Origin of the sequence: Cytobacillus sp. T106 (assembly GCF_040492155.1) — a bacterium.
GTDB classification, from domain to species: domain Bacteria; phylum Bacillota; class Bacilli; order Bacillales; family Cytobacillaceae; genus Bacillus_AB; species Bacillus_AB infantis.
Genome location: NZ_JBEUMK010000007.1, coordinates 54,311 through 70,682 on the forward strand (window position 1 = coordinate 54,311; position 16,372 = coordinate 70,682).

Consider the following 16,372-nt stretch of genomic DNA (forward strand, 5'->3'; position numbering starts at 1 on the left):
TGTATAGATTTATGCAAGGGAAAAAACATGTAATTTTTGGTAAAGGGTTTTAAATTCTATTTTACAGGGTATTTAAAAAGCTTTTTCATAAGGAAGCCGAGTACCGGCTTGTTAACAGCCGACACTCCCATGATGATCAGAACTCCGCCGATGCTGCTGTATAATGGGATTTTTTCCCCGAGAATAAGGATTGCTGCCAGCAGTGTAAACAGCGGTTCCAAATACATCATGACCGAAACCTGTGTCGCTTCGAGCACCTCAAGCGCCCTTCCCCAGTACCAGTAGCCCAGGGCCGATACAAAAATGCCTAGAAACAGCAGGTGCAGCCACCCGTCCAAAGGGAGGGTATACAGTAATTCATACCCCCGATTTCTCAAAAGGAATGGCAGAGTCGCCAAACAGCCTATCAGGCTTGTCCAAAAGGTGACAGCAAGAGAAGAATAGGGAAGTGCAAATTTCTTGGACAAAATCGAATAAACAGCCCAATTAAAGGTACTGAAAAGCAGGAGGAAATAACCAAGACCAGGGCTGAATTGAAGCATACCCCCTGAATTTTCTGCAGAGATAACCAGAACCCCTGTAACGGCAATCATCATTCCCCCAATTTTAAGGAGCGAAAGCTTTTCAGATAAGAAAAGGAAGGAAAGCAAACTAGTAAAAACAGGTGTGAAAGAGATCATCCAGCCGGCAGCAGAGGCATCCAGGGTGAGCATGGCAGAAGCTTGTACCATTTGATGGATGAACACCCCAAGTACCGAAAGAATAAAAACATGGGCGAAATGCTCTTTTTTTATGTAAAAGGATTCTTTGAATATTGTGAGAAGGCAGCCCAGGAAGATGGCAGCAATCATAAATCTTAAGGAAACCAGGGCACCCGGTGCCAAATAATATACCAGCCATTTGACTGAAACAAATGAAACACCCCAGAACGCAATTGCCAGAAGGGCGTACCATAAAGATAGAATGCGATTGCCCTGCATCATTCCCACCTCCCATATACCTTCTATTATTCTTATTCAAGTAGAATAGAAAATAGACTGAAAGAAGTGATAGACTGTTGCTTTCGCTTCAAGAGATTTGCCTTTGAATATGATGACTTCATCCAAGGGTTTAGACTCCATATGGATGTAACTGAAAAAGAGTTCTCCTGGTTTCCGATGTTCCAGAGGGGGCATTATATATACACTCATGCCGTTAAAATCGGGACTTGTGATTTGCATTTCACTTTCAGACAGGAAACCTATTGGCTATATCAGCTGAATAAAAAGCTGAACAGGAAATTGCAGCAGTACATCTTGACAATCAAAAGAAAGTAGCGTATATTTAATTCCAACAAAACTTATAGGAATACTCTTATCCAGAGAGGCGGAGGGAATTGGCCCTATGAAGCCTCGGCAGCAGACTCCTTGCGAGAACTGTGCCAAATCCAACAAGCGGAAGCTTGGAAGATGAGAGAAGCGGCAGCCATACGCGCATAAAGCCTCTTCTGCTTCCGGGCCACCGGTCAGAAGGGGCTTTTTTAATGAAGGAAGAAACTATAATGATAAAAGAAGAAGAGAAAAAGGACCAGCTGATTTCAGAGCTGCTGTCCATGGGTATATACAAACAAGAAGGCCGCCAGCTATTTCAGGTGCCGTACGAAGAATTGTTAAAACTTTATCAGGAAAACAGATCACATATTAATGAATAGAGGGAAGGGACTATATATGTCAGAAAGTATTCTAATACCCTGGAAGGATAAGCACTTGTGCGGATCGCTGGATTTTCCTGCAGGATTCAGCAAGAACCGCCGCTATCCCCTGGTCATCATCTGCCATGGGTTTACAGGAAGCCGTATTGGTGTCGACAGGCTATTTGTTAAAACTTCCAACCGTCTTACTGCAGAGGGGTATCTTGTCCTCCGCTTTGATTATGAGGGCTGCGGGGAGAGTCCGGGTGAGTACGGAGAAACAGGTCTTCCCGATTTGCTGGAGCAGACTTTATCTGCTATCGATTTTGCAGTGAAGCTTGATTATGCAAATCCTCATTCAATTTCTCTCATCGGCCATAGCCTCGGCGGAGCCGTTGCCGTGCTGGCTGCTGCAAAAGATGTCCGCATCCGGAAGCTTATCATATGGTCGGCTTCTGCAAGACCATATCAGGATATCGTCTGCATTGTCGGCAGTGAAAAGGTAAAGGCACTGGACAAGGGAGCTTCACTTGATTATTTGGGCTATCAGCTAACGGACAATTACTTTTCTTCGCTGAAGAGATATGAACCTTTGGAAGAGCTTGCGGCATACAGGGGCGATGTCCTGATTGTACATGGAACAGCAGACCAGGATATTCCGGTATCCCACTCAGGAAGATATGCGGAAGAATTCAGGAAGCGGAAGGAAGGATCATGTTCCTTGCATTATGTTACAGGAGCCTGCCATACCTATTCAGCCGGCCGCTGCTTTGCGGAGCTGATCGAATGCACATCAGAATGGCTCAAAGCTTTCAGGGAGCAGCAGTCATATGCATCTTCATGAACTGAATCAATGCTGAAAATGACCGGATTTTAAAAGATCCGGTCATCTGTGGTCATTTTAGGATTCTATCCAGGTAGCGGCGGAGAGTTTTTTCTATTCTGTCCGGTTTCAGACGTTCAGGCTCGAGCATACTGTGCAGGGCCAGCCCGTCAATGAAACTGTATAACATTTCAGTCTCAAGATCATGATCCTGGCCATCCTTCAGCTCTCCATGGGACTTTAGAAAATCCATCATCTGAACAATCCCCGTATATATTCCCTGCTTCAGGATTCGAAATTCTTCCTTTTGCCTGCTGTATGCAACAAACGCAAACCACACCTCCATTTCTGCCATTTTCTCATCAGTGGTTGGAACAATTTCAAGCAGGACTTGATAAACCTTTTCCCTTGGGGGCAAATCCTTCAATGCAATCTCCGAAACCCTGTTTATCACATTTTCATTTACCAGTTTCATTGCATAGACAAGCAGTTCATCTTGTGTGGAGAAATAGTGGCGCAGGGCGCCAAGAGAAACACCGGCTTCCGCTGCAATATTGCGGACAGACGCACCTTCCACCCCTTTATCCAAAATAACCTGCCAGGTGGCCTGGACGATTCTTTTTTTCCTTTGTTCATGATCAACTATTTTAGGCATAGTCTCAGTGTAGCAGACCGTAAAACAGGTTTCAATTTTTAATAATACACTTGTATCACTAAAAGTGTGGTGTTATGATGAGTTTAAACAACAATAGTACTGGAAGGGGAAAGTATGAACTGGATATTGTGGGTTATCATAGGGTGTGAAGTCGGCTTTTGGGTTTTAATCCTGGCCGGTCTTTGTATGCGTTATCTTTTCGGAAAAAAGAAAACCGGTCTCATCCTGCTCGCGATGACTCCTGTTGTAGATCTGATCCTGCTGGCAGCAGCGGGTGCGGACTTATACAGAGGCTCAGAAGCAACACAGGCACATGCATTGGCTGCCGTATATATCGGTGTGTCGATAGCCTTTGGAAAAAGTATGATCCAGTGGGCGGATGAAAGATTTTTATATTACATCGCCAAAAAGGGGAAACGGCCGGAAAAAAGATATGGTATGGATCATGCAAGGCATAATATAAAAGGCTTTGCGAGGCATGGGGCCGCATATCTTATCGGAGCTGCCTTGCTGATGGGAACCGTGCTAATCATAGATGATCCTGGGAGAACGGAAGCACTATCCGGTGTCGTGAAAATATGGTCGATTGTTCTAGCAGCAGATTTGATTTATTGCATTAGTTATTTTATCTGGCCAAAGGCCCCTAAAAAAAGCAAAGAGATGAATATATGAAAAGAATATCCCGCCTCAATCAGAGAGGAGGGATATTCTTTTATATGTTTTCTTTTTCCAGTTCTTCCTCAACAACCAGAATCGGTATTTCCCTTTTCTCCAGCTCTTCAATGAATTCCTTCCGTTGTTTAAGGGAATTCATACTAATATTAAAAGGTGGAAAACCGGTTCCTTGATTGATCTTCACCAATCTTTTCTTTCTCGCTGGAAGCCTTTCAATGTATTTTTCTTCATCCTTCACGATAACCCCAAGGAAAGCATTGCCTTGAACCTCATATGGAAAGATACCCTCAAAATCTTCCCAGACGATGAGCCCGGGGCCGCCTGGACCATTGACTTCCAGACCTTCTGTGCTGAAAGAAACCAAGGGGGCTTTGTCATAAATCATTCCTGCAAAAAGCAGGGCACATCCAAACAATAAAACAGCAAACAGTATATAGATAATCAGCATAAAAGTTTCCCTGTTTTCTTCATGTAAAACCATATCTGCAGCCAGCCAGGCAAAAAATACACCTGCAGCCAATACAACCAGCATAAACAGAAAGAATTTTCCTTTCGCGGCATAAAATTGTTTTTCCATCTTGTCCTCCTTATTGATTGTTTAGTAGATACCAAATGGAAAATTCCCCCTTATACCGAAATATAAACCAAAAAATTCCATGGTGAAGCAATAATCCGATATTCGAAACGTTTGAGTAGAATTTATACATAAAAAGAGAAATAATAGAAGCAATCATTATTGAAGGTGTGGTTTTTATGTCCCAGCAAGACTTTACACAAGGGAATATTCTGAAGCAGATGTTTATTTTTTCTACTCCCATCATGCTGACGAACTTGCTGCAGGTTTCTTACCAGTTTGTTGACAGCCTCTGGGTGGGGAATCTGCTTGGAGCCGCGTCACTCGGCAGCATTGCTGTTTCAAGCACCGTCATATTTACGGTGCTGTCATTTATTATCGGTATCAATAATGCAGCTTTGACAATCTTGTCGCAGCAAAAAGGAGGAGATGATGAGAAAGGTCTGAGGCAATATCTAAACAGTTTTGTGATTATCCTCACACTGCTTTCCCTTGCGCTGGGAGCGGCAGGCTATTTTGCTTCAAAGCCTATTCTCCAGTGGCTTGATACCCCAGAGGCGATGATTGCTGAAGCAGACTCGTATTTAAAGATTAATTTCCTCGGCATCCTTTTTTTGTTCGGCTACAATTTTATCGGGACGATTCTTCGTTCTCTGGGGGACAGCAGGACGCCGCTGATTTTTGTACTGGTCGCGGTGGTCCTAAACAGCATATTGGACCCTGTGTTCATTTCTATCCTGGGATGGGGGATCGATGGAGCTGCCTATGCCACTCTTGCCGCCCAGGGGATCGCATTCATATCTGGCATGTATATTGTTTTAAAAAGAAAACTCGCACCTTTTTCGATACCGTTCATGCCCGGTAAAGATGAAGTGTGGACGATACTAAAATTAGGCATACCATCAGGACTCCAGATGATGGTGATCTCAGCGGGTGTAATGGCCATTATGAGTGTGGTGAATTCCTTCGGGGCGGACACGGTTGCAGGCTTTGGGGCAGCCCAGAGGATTGACAGCCTGATCATGCTGCCGGCTTCGGCGCTCGGCACAGCCGTCAACAGCATGGCAGGACAGAATATTGGGGCAGGCCGGTGGAAAAGGGTCCATAAGATTGCGCTCTATGGTTCACTCTACAATTTAGGCATAATGCTCTTGTTTGCCGGAGCGGCTGTGCTATTAGCAAAAGCGGGAATATCCCTGTTCATTACCGAGCCTGGAGCCGTTGAGTTTGGTACAGGCTATCTTGTATCAATTGCTTTCTTTTATCCGTTCCTCGGGCTTAATTTTGTATTAAATGGCATAGTAAGGGCTGCAGGTGCCATGTTCCAGGTGCTTGTGCTCAATATCATCTCCTTTTGGGTGCTGAGATACCCTTTGACCTGGCTGTTCTCACAATGGATGGGGGAAGAGGGGATCGCATACGGAATGGGAACAAGCTTTATGATCAGCAGCGTGATTGCTTTTTCGTACTATAAATACGGCAGATGGGACAAGAAAAAGCTGTTTTCAACTGAAAAATGACACGCCAAAAGACACTCCCTGTGCGGAGTGTCTTTTGGCGTGCGGAAAAAAGGAAAGTCATATATCGATCAGGCTCCTGGAATACATGAGTGGGGAGAAAAAAAGGAGAGTCATGTATCCCATCAGGCTCCTGAGATACATGAGTAGGGAGAAAAAAAGAAAGTCATGTTTCCCATCAGGCTCCTGGGATACATGAGCATGGAGAAAAAAGGATGGTCATGTATCCCATCATGCTCCTGAGATACATGAGTAGTGAGAAAAAAAGAAAGTCATGTATCCCATCAGGTTCCCGGAATACATGAGTAGGGAGAAAAAAGGATGGTCATGTATCCCATCAGGTTCCCGGAATACATGAGTAGGGAGAAAAAAGGATGGTCATGTATCTCATCAGGTTCCCGGAATACATGAGTAGGGAGAAAAAAGGATGGTCATGTATCCCATCAGGCTCCTGGGATACATGAGCATGGAGAAAAAAGGATGGTCATGTATCTCATCAGGTTCCCGGAATACATGAGTAGGGAGAAAAAAAGATAGTCATGTATCCCATCAGGCTCCTGGGATACATGAGTGGGGAGAAAAAAGGATGGTCATGTATCCCATCAGGCACCTGGGATACATGAGTAGGGAGAAAAAAGGATGGTCATGTATCCCATCAGGTTCCCGGAATACATGAGTAGGGAGAAAAAAGGATGGTCATGTATCCCATCAGGCTCCTGGGATACATGAGTGGGGAGAAAAAAGGAGAGTCATATATCCCATCAGGTTCCCGGAATACATGAGTAGGGAGAAAAAAGGATGGTCATGTATCCCATCAGGTTCCTGGGATACATGAGTGGGGAGAAAAAAGGATGGTCATGTATCCCATCAGGTTCCCGGAATACATGAGTAGGGAGAAAAAAGGATGGTCATGTATCCCATCAGGCTCCTGGGATACATGAGTGGGGAGAAAAAAGGAGAGTCATGTATCCCATCAGGTTCCCGGAATACATGAGTAGGGAGAAAAAAGGAGAGTCATGTATCCCATCAGGTTCCCGGAATACATGAGTAGGGAGAAAAAAGGAGAGTCATGTATCCCATCAGGTTCCCGGAATACATGAGTAGGGAGAAAAAAGGATGGTCATGTATCCCATCAGGTTCCCGGAATACATGAGTAGGGAGAAAAAAAGAAAGTCATGTATCCCATCAGGCTTCTGGGATACATGAGTGGGGAGAAAAAAAAGGATGGTCATGTATCCCATCAGGCTCCTGGGATACATGAGCAGGGAGAAAAAAGGATGGTCATGTATCCCATCATGCTCCTGAGATACATGAGTAGGGAGAAAAAAAGATAGTCATGTATCCCATCAGGCTCCTGGGATACATGAGTGGGGAGAAAAAAAGGAAGTCATGTATCCCATCAGGTTCCCGGAATACATGAGTAGGGAGAAAAAAGGATGGTCATGTATCCCATCAGGCTCCTGGGATACATGAGTGGGGAGAAAAAAAGAAAGTCATGTATCCCATCAGGCTCCTGCGATACATGACTAGGAAGAATAAAAGAAATCATGTATCCATCGTGGGGATACATGACTTGGCTGCACGTTGATGTGTCATTAACTTTTTTCAAGCCTTACCGTTTTTAGAAAGTCCTCTTCACTTTTTCCCAGAACGAGTTTTCCCCTTAAATTCCCAGTTTTAATTTTGCCGCTCAGTTTGGCTTCATTTTTTTTAGATTCTGAGACACTCCACCAAAGAGTGTCTTTTTTCAGCTCTCCGGTCTCTTCTCTCTCTCCCGCAAACTATACAAATATCGCTCCAGCTTTTCTTTAATCTCTTCGTTCTTAAGCGCAAACTCGATTGAAGCCTGAAGAAAACCGAATTTATCCCCGGTATCATAGCGATTGCCTTCTATCAGACATGAATACATGGGCCCTTTTTTCAGAAGCTGCGAAAGAGCTTCAGTCAGCTGGATTTCTCCAGAAAAGTCAGGCTGAAGGGACTCCAGTACAGTAAATATCTCTGGTGTAAGAACATAGCGCCCGATGATAGCCTGATTGGTCGGAGCAGAGTCCTTCGAAGGCTTTTCGACCAGCTGCTCGATTTTACAAAGATTGCCTGCTTTGAAGGAATAGTCGATGATCCCGTATTTGGAAACGTCCTCCCAGGGAACTTCCTTTGCACCGATCATGCACGTTCCAGTTTCTTTAAATTGGCTGATCATCTGCAAGAGAGCAGGGGTACCGGAATCAACCAGGTCATCACCGAGGAGGACAGCAAAAGGCTCATTCCCGATAAATTGTTTTGCACAAAGAACTGCGTGCCCGAGTCCCAATGGTTCCTTTTGCCTTACATAATGGATTGAAGCAAGATTCGAAGCTGCTTCCACTTTTTCTAAGAGTTCGGTTTTGCCGGTTTTCTTCAGTATCAGTTCAAGTTCGATAGACTTATCGAAATGGTCTTCAATTGCACGTTTGTTTCTTCCCGTAATGATGATAATATCCTCAATGCCGGAAAGAATGGCTTCCTCCACGATGTATTGGATGGCAGGCTTGTCGGCAACCGGCAGCATTTCCTTTGGCTGGGCTTTGGTGGCGGGCAGAAAACGGGTGCCAAGACCGGCCGCCGGAATGACCGCTTTTCTGATCATGCTTGATACCTCCCAGCAGAATTTCAGCTGAATTAAGTGCACTCAACTGAACATATGAACAGGGACAAACGGGATATGCACCTTTTAATCAGGAAAAAAAGGAATAGTTCTCCTGATGCCCGCACAATTTAATACCAATGCAAGAGTTGGCGGGGTGTATGAATTGACCGGAAATCTATTCCTGAAAGACCGAAAAAATATCATCATGGCGCTTGCTGCCATTGCCTTGTATGTAAGTCCCTTATTCATTCTCGGGGAAGCTGCGCATATACGAGTCCATGACAACCTGGATTCTAACCTGGCATGGTATAAAGTCCTCAGAGAAAGCGGGCAGACTTATGGAACGGCAGAGGCTGTCATCCCGCAGGTCATCAACGGCCTGCCGCGCAATGCCTTTGGCACTGAACTCAGCGGCATCGTTTGGCTGTTTTCTATTTTTCCGACCATGACAGCCTATGCCCTTAATCAGCTCCTTACAAGATGTGCTGCATTCATGGGCATGTATCTTTTGCTGAAAACTCATTTTATCAGATCACCTGAATGGTCAGCCATCAGGGTGGGGGCAGCACTTGCATTCGCGCTGACTCCATTTTGGCCATCCGGAATGCTGAGCACTCTCGGTATGCCCCTCGCCTTATGGGCATTTTTGAATATACGGAAGGGGAAGTCAGACTGGAAAAGCTATCTGGCGCTCACCCTGCTTCCTTTTTACTCCAGCTTTGTTCTCGGATTTTTCTTCTTCCTTGCAGCAATGGGAGGATTATGGCTGGTTGACCTTTTCAGGGGAAAAGGCACAAATCTGCGATTTCTTGCGGCTATTGCAGGCATGACATTTTTATATCTGCTGGTTGAATACCGCCTTGTCCACTCATTTCTTTTTCTGGAAGAAGACAACAGCCGTGATGAATATTTTCATGCTCGGCTTACGTTCGCCCATTGCGTAAGGCTTGCCTTTAAAAACTTTGTTCTGGGCCATACCCATGTCATGACAGTTCACGGGCTCATTATCCTGCCTGTCACCCTTTATGCTTTATTCCTTGTCTGGAAGAATAAAAGCTGGAGGCAGGAGCGAATTTACGTATGTTTGTTTGCCTTTAATTTTCTTCTGTCCTTCTGGTACGCTTTCTGGTTTTATAAAGGATGGCTTCCATTGACAGAGCGGTTTCATTTTATGGACACCTTCAATTTTGCCAGGTTTCACTTTTTGCGGCCGCTTGTCATATATATAGGATTTGCGCTCGCTTTAAGGATCGTCTGGACATCGTCGAAAAGCAGAAAAAGCATCCTTGCCGTCATTATCGCTCAGATTCTTTTGCTTGGAGCTTTCAATGACGAAATTATTTACAGCAGAAAGCCCTCGGTGAAAGAATTCTACGCAGAAAGTTTATTCGAAGAAATAGGAAATTACATAGACAGGCCAAAGGAGGATTACCGGGTTGCAAGCATAGGCATCCATCCGGCAATTGCCCAGTATAACGGCTTTTATACGCTGGACACGTATAATAATTTCTACCCGCTCACCTATAAGCACCAGTTCAGGAAAATAATTGCGGAGGAATTGGCAAAAAATAAGACCATTCGCCGCTATTTTGATGAATGGGGAGGGAGATGCTATATCTTTACAGCAGAACTGGGGAAGCATTATATGTTCAAAAAAACTTCTGATAAAAAGCTCAAAAATCTCAAATTGGATACTGCTGTTTTCAAAGAAATGGGAGGTGAATATTTTTTTTCTGCCGTGCCGATTATGAACAGCATGGAAAACGGTCTGGAGCTGGAGAGAGAATTCACATCCGGGGATGCTGCCTGGAAGATTTATTTGTATAAGGCAATATAGACATCTAGGAGGAAGCAGAATGACTGAAACTATATTAACTATCGTTGTACCCTGCTATAACGAAGAAGAGATGCTGGCATATACGATGGCGGAACTTGGCAGGCTTCTGGAGGACCTTGAAACTGAAGGACTGATTTCCAGCTCGAGCAAGCTTCTGTTTGTTGATGACGGGAGCAGGGATAGGACATGGAATCTCATCCATAAAGAAAGCCTGAAATCTGAACGGGTGACAGGGCTTAAGCTGTCCAGGAACTCAGGGCACCAAAATGCCCTTTTAGCAGGAATTTTCACCAGCATGAAATCTTCGGACTGCATTGTCACGATCGATGCAGACCTTCAGGATGATCCCTGTGCCATCAGGGAATTTCTGGTTAAATATCATGAAGGCTGTGATATAGTCTACGGAGTTAGGAGTAAAAGGGAAAAGGATACTTTTTTCAAACGGGCGACTGCCCAGGGTTTTTATAAACTGATGGCAAAGCTTGGCGCCAGCCTGGTCTATAATCATGCTGATTTCCGCCTCTTAAGCAGGCGCGCTGCCGAGGAGCTGGCACATTTTGGGGAGGCAAATATGTTCCTGAGAGGCATTATACCCCTGATCGGCTTCCGCTCAGACCAGGTCATGTATGAGCGGAAAGAGCGGATGGCCGGGGAGACGAAGTATCCGCTGAAAAAAATGCTATCCTTTGCCCTTGATGGATTGACTTCCTTTTCGGTGACACCGATCCGGCTCGTTTTAATGGCAGGTCTTGTATCTTCTGTAATCAGCATCCTTTTTGGGACTTATTTTCTTTTTCTAAAGTTTACCGGCAGCACTGAAGCCGGCTGGACATCTCTCATTTCATCCATCTGGCTCATAGGCGGAGTGCAGCTTACCGCAATAGGAATGATCGGGGAATATATAGGGAAGATCTACAAAGAAACTAAAAGGCGGCCAAAATTCATAGTCGAAATTGATACCTACACACTGCCTGCGTCACTTCAGCTGAAAAACAGGGAGATGGAGCAGGATGAAGGATTCAGCATCAAGTATCGCCAGCTTCCTGAAACCAACTGATACACTTGTCCGGTTCCTCCTTGTCGGCCTAATCAATACACTGATCGGGCTAGGCAGCATTTATATTCTCCTGTTGGCAGGGACAGGGTACTGGTTCTCCACGCTCCTCGGAAATGCTGCTGGTGCTGTGACAAGCTATTTTCTTAATAAAGCTTATACATTTAAAAGCTCACAGCCTTTTATAAAAAGCGGTCTTCTCTTTGCGAGCCTTGCGGCAAGCTGCTATTTTATTTCCTACAGCCTATCAAAGAAGCTGGTATTGATTTTGGACAATCATCTGGCATTCTATCCAGAAACGGCGGCAGTCCTGTTGGGAACTGTATTATATACAGTGTTGAATTATTTGGGACAGAAATATATTGTATTTAAAAGGTAGGCAGCTTCCATTAATAAGCTGTCTATTTTTTTCCCTTATATAACTCCCTGAATGTTTTGATAATTATGGTAATATTAAGTGAGGGAAAGGAGGAATACATGAAACCATATTCGCTTATTATTTTTGACCTTGATGGGACCCTTTCAGATCCATATCCGGGAATAGCACGCTCGATCAGGTATGCTTTAGAAAAGATGGGGCGGCCTGTTCCGCCCGTGGAGATTCTCAAACTTTTCATCGGCCCGCCTCTTCACCATTCCTTTCAGGAACATTGCCTTTTCAGCAGAGAGGAAGCAGACGAAGCGGTGCAGTTTTACAGGGAGAGATACACAGAAAAAGGATTATATGAAAACGAATTATATCCCGGAATATCAGAATTGCTTTTATCATTAAAAGAAAAAGACTGCAAACTGTGCGTCGCCACCTCAAAGCCTATAGCGTTTGCTGAAAGAATTTTATCTCATTTTCAAATCTCACATATTTTTGATTACATAGAAGGTGCTTCGCTTGATGGCAGCTATTCGGATAAAAAGGATATCATATCATCCGTGCTTCTGCATTTCAGGGAATATGAAAAGAAAAATATTTTAATGATTGGTGACCGGAAATATGATGTGATCGGCGCAAATCACTCAGGCATTGATTCAGCTGCTGTCCTTTACGGATATGGTACCGAGGATGAATTCTTTCAATCTGCTGATGCATCGCCGACTTATTTGATTCGGACGGTTGAAGAACTATATAGCAGCTTCGGTGTTGAAAGAAAATTTAACATAAAGCAGAGGTGTGAAAGTGACGTTCATAGTAAATGTTGAAGGAGCAGTCCACAGAGGAGGTAAATGGCTGATCGGAAAAAGAAGCAGCCAGGAAAGCCATGCCGGGGGAATGCTGGCTCTGATCGGAGGCAAGGCGGAGAAGGAAGGTCATTCCACAGATGTTTTGGAAAGAACAGTAAAAAGAGAAATCCTGGAGGAAACAGGTGTACTGATTAAAGATGGAATGGAGTATGTATGCAGCAGTTCTTTCATTACGGATGACGGATATCATGTGATTGACATTGTTTTTCTGTGTGAATACAAAAGCGGTGAAGCCAGTCCAGTTTGTCCTGATGAAAACGAGGAAGTGATGTGGATGAGCATCAGAGAAATCCTTGAACAGCCGGATGCACCTGAATGGCTGACGCGGAGCCTTACGGCTGCAGAAGATTTATTGCGGAAAAAAGAAATGTCTAAAAGAGGCAGGCGGATTTAGCAGTGAAAGAGAGCTATTCTCATATCAAAGGAGGTGGACCTGATGGAATTTAAAGTAAATGGTGAGAGTATTTTTGAAAGCATCAGTGAGGCGGCAAGAATCGCAGGGGGAAGCCATAGTGCCGCTGGCAAACTCGTTATGATAGAAGCACACAGCGGAGGCCTTTCTGTCTCTTCCGGAAACGGGGACCGCTCTGTGATCTTTGAGCACCCATTAATAAACTGCAGGGATTCTGGCCTGGATATATTGGAATATGGAAAGCTGGCAGCTGATGGAAGAATGCTTTCTGAAGTCATCAGGAAAATACCTGGCCGTTTAAGCATCAAAGCTTCCACTTCACATAAAATCCTGATTAATTCAATGGACAAGCAGATTTCCGCAGCGATTGCGGGTTTCCCGTTAGACCAGTCTGCTGATAGAGCAGATGCAGAGTTTCCTTATATATATACTTTGAAAGCATCTGATCTTGCAGCAGGATTGAGGAATACAGCTGCATCTGCGGCCAAAACAAGCTCAAGGCCAATCCTGGAAGGCATCAATCTGGCATTTGATGAAAACGGGCTGACATTCACGGCGACAGATTCAAGCCGGCTTGCCATGTGGAAAGCTGACGGCTCTGCTGGGTTCAGCCAGTCATTTACTCTCCCGGCAAGAAATGCAGCAGAATTGCTCAAATTGATAGGCAAGTCACCAAGTGGAGAAGCAGCCATTTATATATCTGATTCACAGGCCGTATTCGCCACATCAACATTCCGTTTCTGCTCTTCGCTTTTGACCGGCAGATTTCCCTCTTCTGAGAAACTGAAGCCGGAAGGGTGCAAAACAGAGTTAGTCATCAATAGGAAGCACCTTCTTCAAGGTGTCAAGCGGACAATGATATTTGCTGGAGAAAAAAGAAGCTCTCTTGTTTCCATCCAAGCCAAGGATGAAAACTCCATCACTATATCTTCCCCAGTGTCTGAAATGGGCATGATCGAGGAGGTGCAGGAATTGCAGAGCATCAGAGGAGAAACAGAAGCTTCAGCAGTAATAAATGGGAGTTATCTGGCGGATGCGCTGATAGGAACAGAGTCAGAATATATTAAAATAAGGCTTTATGGGACAATGAAGCCAATCCTAATCTCTTCCCCTGGGGAGGCAAACTATTTTCACCTTATTTCTCCTGTCAGGACTGCATCAGGGATGTTCCTTGGCAAGGGACAGGTTCAGAATCAAGATTAAAACTGAAAGGTGAGAAAATCAAATCTGAAGGGGATCTGAATACTAGTAGAATATTATTAAAAGAGGGAAATCTGTTGCGCTGTATCAAGTAATCCAGCTGGAAAACGGCCAAAGCGGGGAGGGCTAAGCAGAGGTATTTCCTCCCATCCAGGCTTTTTAGCTGAAAGGAGGCATACCGCGGCCGATTTCCTTAATGATGCTGGTAATGGATTCAATATCCTGCGCTTCAAGTCCGAACGCATTTTTAATCTTTTTTTCTATATTGTCTGAAACATTGCGTTTCCCGATTTCAATCAAAGCAACCAGTGAAAAGCTGCAATTAATCATTTTGGCGAATTCACGCTGTGAAAGATTATAATTCTTTCTGATAAACTTAATGATTTCTTTATCCAAGGTTAAATCTCCTTTTTTCTTTTATTTTCATATTATAAAAGAAAGTGAAGAACATCACTAGTGAAATATAAAAATAAAAGAAGGAAGGAGAAGAAAAAAGCGGCTTTTGAGTTAAAGCGGCTGCTTGGCTGGCTGATCTGCGCGTGGTATCCGGCTATAAACAAACCACATGTTCAGAAACTCGACTTTAAGCTTCTCGCCGGGCTTCAATTTTTCAGTTTCATTGACCACAACAAGCTTCTGACCTTCCAATTCCACTGTTTTTTCATCCACTGCGTCAGCGATATAAACCTTGAAAATAACTTTATTGAACCAATATGGATTCAGCCTGCCTTTTATATCAAGGATATTCTTCATCTTAAAGCCTCCTTCCTGTATGCATGTAAAATCTGATTATTTGAAAATTTAAACAGTTACCAGAATACTTCATATATTAATTGAATACCCGATTAGATCATATAAAAACCAGTAAAACTGATGAATTGAATAGAACATACGTTCTGTAATATACTAAAGTATGGACGGGAAACAACTTTTCCTGCCTGGAGCTTAATCTGTACTTAGAGGAAGGATCATATGAAAAAATGCCTTTATTGCCAGGCAGCGGGGGACCTGATCCCCCTCAAGGAGTGGAACAGGGACCGGACGATTTATTATTGCAGCAAGCATTATGAACAGGTGCTTAAGTTCCAGGAGAGAGAACAAAGGGAATTTGTCGACTATTTCAGACAGCACCCTAAGCTGCTGGAGTATCTCAGCAGCAAAAGTCTTGAACTTTATGAAAAGCTCGAAAAAGAGAAAGGAGGACCGGCATGACAAAACGATTTTTCAGAATATGCTCTTTTCCTGCCTGATGGAATGAGATATAATGCATTATAGTATTAATTACATAACGTAACCACAAGGGGAGCTTAATGCTGAGAGTGAACTTTTGTTCTGACCCTTTGAACCTGTTAGATAATTCTAGCGCAGGGATGTGGATGGATGGGTGAAGGTATGCCCGCTTCCTGATCAGTTCTCCCTTGAGGTTTGCGTTAATTCGGACAAAAGGGGAGAATTTTTTATGAAAAAATTAGGGCTGGTTGCCTTGATTGAAGCATCTTTTTTTGCAGCATTCGCTGTTATTCTTGATCTGCTTCCTTCTATTAAACTAACGCCTGCAATATCCATTTCCATTGCAATGGTGCCCATCTTCATACTTTCATTGCGATGGGGCTGGAAAGCGGGCTTCATTTCCGGATTCTTATGGGGGATTCTCCAGATTGTCATGGGCGACGCCTGGATAGTGACGCCCCTGCAGACTTTCATTGAATACTTCGTTGCTTTCGCCTTTATTGGCTGTGCCGGCTTCTTAGCTCTTGCCCTCCAAAAAAGCCTTGCTGAAGGCAGGAAGGGTAAGGCTCTGGGATGGGCAGCTGCAGCCATTTTCCTTGGCAGTGCGGGCAGATATTTCTGGCACTTTCTTGCAGGTATGATTTTCTTTGGAAGCTATGCACCTGAAGGGATGTCTCCTTTTGTATATTCTCTCATGATTAATGGGATAACGATGCTCGGGTCAGCTGTCTTATGTACAGCCGTATTGTGGCTCCTCCTTTCTGCAGCGCCGCGCCTGGTACAGAGGAAACAGGTATATTCCGCTGCGGAAGAGCATAAATTGGCGAACTGATAACCATGTGCACAAAGCAGTCCCTTCTG

18 protein-coding genes and 2 riboswitches are annotated in these 16,372 nt (G+C 44.2%); of the genes, 12 read left to right on the forward strand and 6 right to left on the reverse strand.

Annotated features, from left to right (window positions below):
• Positions 1–56: 56 nt before the first annotated feature.
• Entirely contained in the window at positions 57–983 is a 927-nt protein-coding gene (locus ABU165_RS14065) for a DMT family transporter (RefSeq protein ID WP_318060684.1), read from the reverse strand.
• Between the two features lie 367 nt (positions 984–1,350).
• Positions 1,351–1,455, forward strand: a riboswitch (SAM riboswitch).
• A 67-nt stretch (positions 1,456–1,522) separates the two neighbouring features.
• On the opposite strand from ABU165_RS14065, the gene ABU165_RS14070 reads away from it, so the two are divergent.
• Together ABU165_RS14070 and ABU165_RS14075 are read left to right on the forward strand one after the other, a co-directional pair.
• Positions 1,523–1,690, forward strand: coding sequence for a Fur-regulated basic protein FbpA (locus ABU165_RS14070; RefSeq protein ID WP_084520832.1), 168 nt, complete (start codon positions 1,523–1,525; stop codon positions 1,688–1,690).
• Between the two features lie 16 nt (positions 1,691–1,706).
• On the forward strand, positions 1,707–2,513 hold the full coding sequence (locus ABU165_RS14075; RefSeq protein WP_257964156.1) for an alpha/beta hydrolase: 807 nt from the start codon (positions 1,707–1,709) through the stop codon (positions 2,511–2,513).
• Positions 2,514–2,565: 52 nt separating this feature from the next.
• On the opposite strand, the gene ABU165_RS14080 is transcribed toward ABU165_RS14075, so the two are convergent.
• A complete protein-coding gene (locus ABU165_RS14080; RefSeq protein WP_009793694.1) occupies positions 2,566–3,147 on the reverse strand; it encodes a TetR/AcrR family transcriptional regulator in 582 nt (193 codons plus the stop codon).
• A 114-nt stretch (positions 3,148–3,261) separates the two neighbouring features.
• On the opposite strand from ABU165_RS14080, the gene ABU165_RS14085 reads away from it, so the two are divergent.
• Positions 3,262–3,819: a hypothetical protein gene (locus ABU165_RS14085; protein WP_009793695.1), complete on the forward strand. Its 558-nt coding sequence runs from the start codon at positions 3,262–3,264 to the stop codon at positions 3,817–3,819.
• Between the two features lie 40 nt (positions 3,820–3,859).
• Here ABU165_RS14085 and ABU165_RS14090 read toward each other — a convergent pair whose 3' ends face one another.
• A complete protein-coding gene (locus tag ABU165_RS14090) occupies positions 3,860–4,399 on the reverse strand; it encodes an STM3941 family protein (protein ID WP_318060685.1) in 540 nt (179 codons plus the stop codon).
• Positions 4,400–4,575: 176 nt separating this feature from the next.
• On the opposite strand from ABU165_RS14090, the gene ABU165_RS14095 reads away from it, so the two are divergent.
• On the forward strand, positions 4,576–5,916 hold the full coding sequence (locus ABU165_RS14095) for an MATE family efflux transporter (protein WP_318060686.1): 1,341 nt from the start codon (positions 4,576–4,578) through the stop codon (positions 5,914–5,916).
• Positions 5,917–7,660: 1,744 nt separating this feature from the next.
• Here ABU165_RS14095 and galU read toward each other — a convergent pair.
• Complete coding sequence (gene galU / locus ABU165_RS14100) at positions 7,661–8,542, reverse strand: UTP--glucose-1-phosphate uridylyltransferase GalU (protein ID WP_101547800.1); 882 nt, start codon at positions 8,540–8,542, stop codon at positions 7,661–7,663.
• A 205-nt stretch (positions 8,543–8,747) separates the two neighbouring features.
• On the opposite strand from galU, the gene ABU165_RS14105 reads away from it, so the two are divergent.
• The 6 genes from ABU165_RS14105 to dnaN all read left to right on the forward strand — a co-directional run bounded on the left by ABU165_RS14105 (position 8,748) and on the right by dnaN (position 14,284).
• Positions 8,748–10,379, forward strand: a complete 1,632-nt coding sequence (locus ABU165_RS14105; RefSeq protein ID WP_396349990.1) for a DUF6044 family protein — start codon at positions 8,748–8,750, stop codon at positions 10,377–10,379.
• Between the two features lie 19 nt (positions 10,380–10,398).
• Positions 10,399–11,436: a glycosyltransferase family 2 protein gene (locus ABU165_RS14110; protein WP_022543885.1), complete on the forward strand. Its 1,038-nt coding sequence runs from the start codon at positions 10,399–10,401 to the stop codon at positions 11,434–11,436.
• Positions 11,390–11,812: a GtrA family protein gene (locus tag ABU165_RS14115; RefSeq protein ID WP_009793701.1), complete on the forward strand. Its 423-nt coding sequence runs from the start codon at positions 11,390–11,392 to the stop codon at positions 11,810–11,812. Before ABU165_RS14110 ends, ABU165_RS14115 begins: the two co-directional genes overlap by 47 nt.
• A 98-nt stretch (positions 11,813–11,910) precedes the next feature.
• On the forward strand, positions 11,911–12,627 hold the full coding sequence (locus tag ABU165_RS14120) for an HAD hydrolase-like protein (protein WP_148949429.1): 717 nt from the start codon (positions 11,911–11,913) through the stop codon (positions 12,625–12,627).
• Entirely contained in the window at positions 12,605–13,063 is a 459-nt protein-coding gene (locus ABU165_RS14125) for an NUDIX hydrolase (RefSeq protein ID WP_318060688.1), read from the forward strand. The genes ABU165_RS14120 and ABU165_RS14125 overlap by 23 nt, the downstream gene beginning before the upstream one ends.
• 42 nt (positions 13,064–13,105) lie before the next feature.
• Complete coding sequence (dnaN, locus tag ABU165_RS14130; RefSeq protein ID WP_318060689.1) at positions 13,106–14,284, forward strand: DNA polymerase III subunit beta; 1,179 nt, start codon at positions 13,106–13,108, stop codon at positions 14,282–14,284.
• 156 nt (positions 14,285–14,440) lie between these two features.
• On the opposite strand, the gene ABU165_RS14135 is transcribed toward dnaN, so the two are convergent.
• Together ABU165_RS14135 and ABU165_RS14140 are read right to left on the reverse strand one after the other, a co-directional pair.
• Positions 14,441–14,677 (reverse strand): helix-turn-helix transcriptional regulator, encoded by a 237-nt coding sequence (locus tag ABU165_RS14135; RefSeq protein ID WP_009793705.1) that lies wholly within the window; start codon positions 14,675–14,677, stop codon positions 14,441–14,443.
• A gap of 111 nt (positions 14,678–14,788) precedes the next feature.
• Positions 14,789–15,034 carry a hypothetical protein gene (locus tag ABU165_RS14140; RefSeq protein ID WP_009793706.1) on the reverse strand — a complete coding sequence of 82 codons (246 nt, stop codon included), beginning with the start codon at positions 15,032–15,034 and terminating at the stop codon, positions 14,789–14,791.
• 219 nt (positions 15,035–15,253) lie between these two features.
• On the opposite strand from ABU165_RS14140, the gene ABU165_RS14145 reads away from it, so the two are divergent.
• Positions 15,254–15,493: a hypothetical protein gene (locus ABU165_RS14145; protein ID WP_009793707.1), complete on the forward strand. Its 240-nt coding sequence runs from the start codon at positions 15,254–15,256 to the stop codon at positions 15,491–15,493.
• A 77-nt stretch (positions 15,494–15,570) separates the two neighbouring features.
• Positions 15,571–15,669: riboswitch (TPP riboswitch) on the forward strand.
• A 71-nt stretch (positions 15,670–15,740) separates the two neighbouring features.
• Positions 15,741–16,343 carry an energy-coupled thiamine transporter ThiT gene (gene thiT, locus ABU165_RS14150; protein ID WP_318060690.1) on the forward strand — a complete coding sequence of 201 codons (603 nt, stop codon included), beginning with the start codon at positions 15,741–15,743 and terminating at the stop codon, positions 16,341–16,343.
• Positions 16,344–16,372 lie beyond the last annotated feature (29 nt).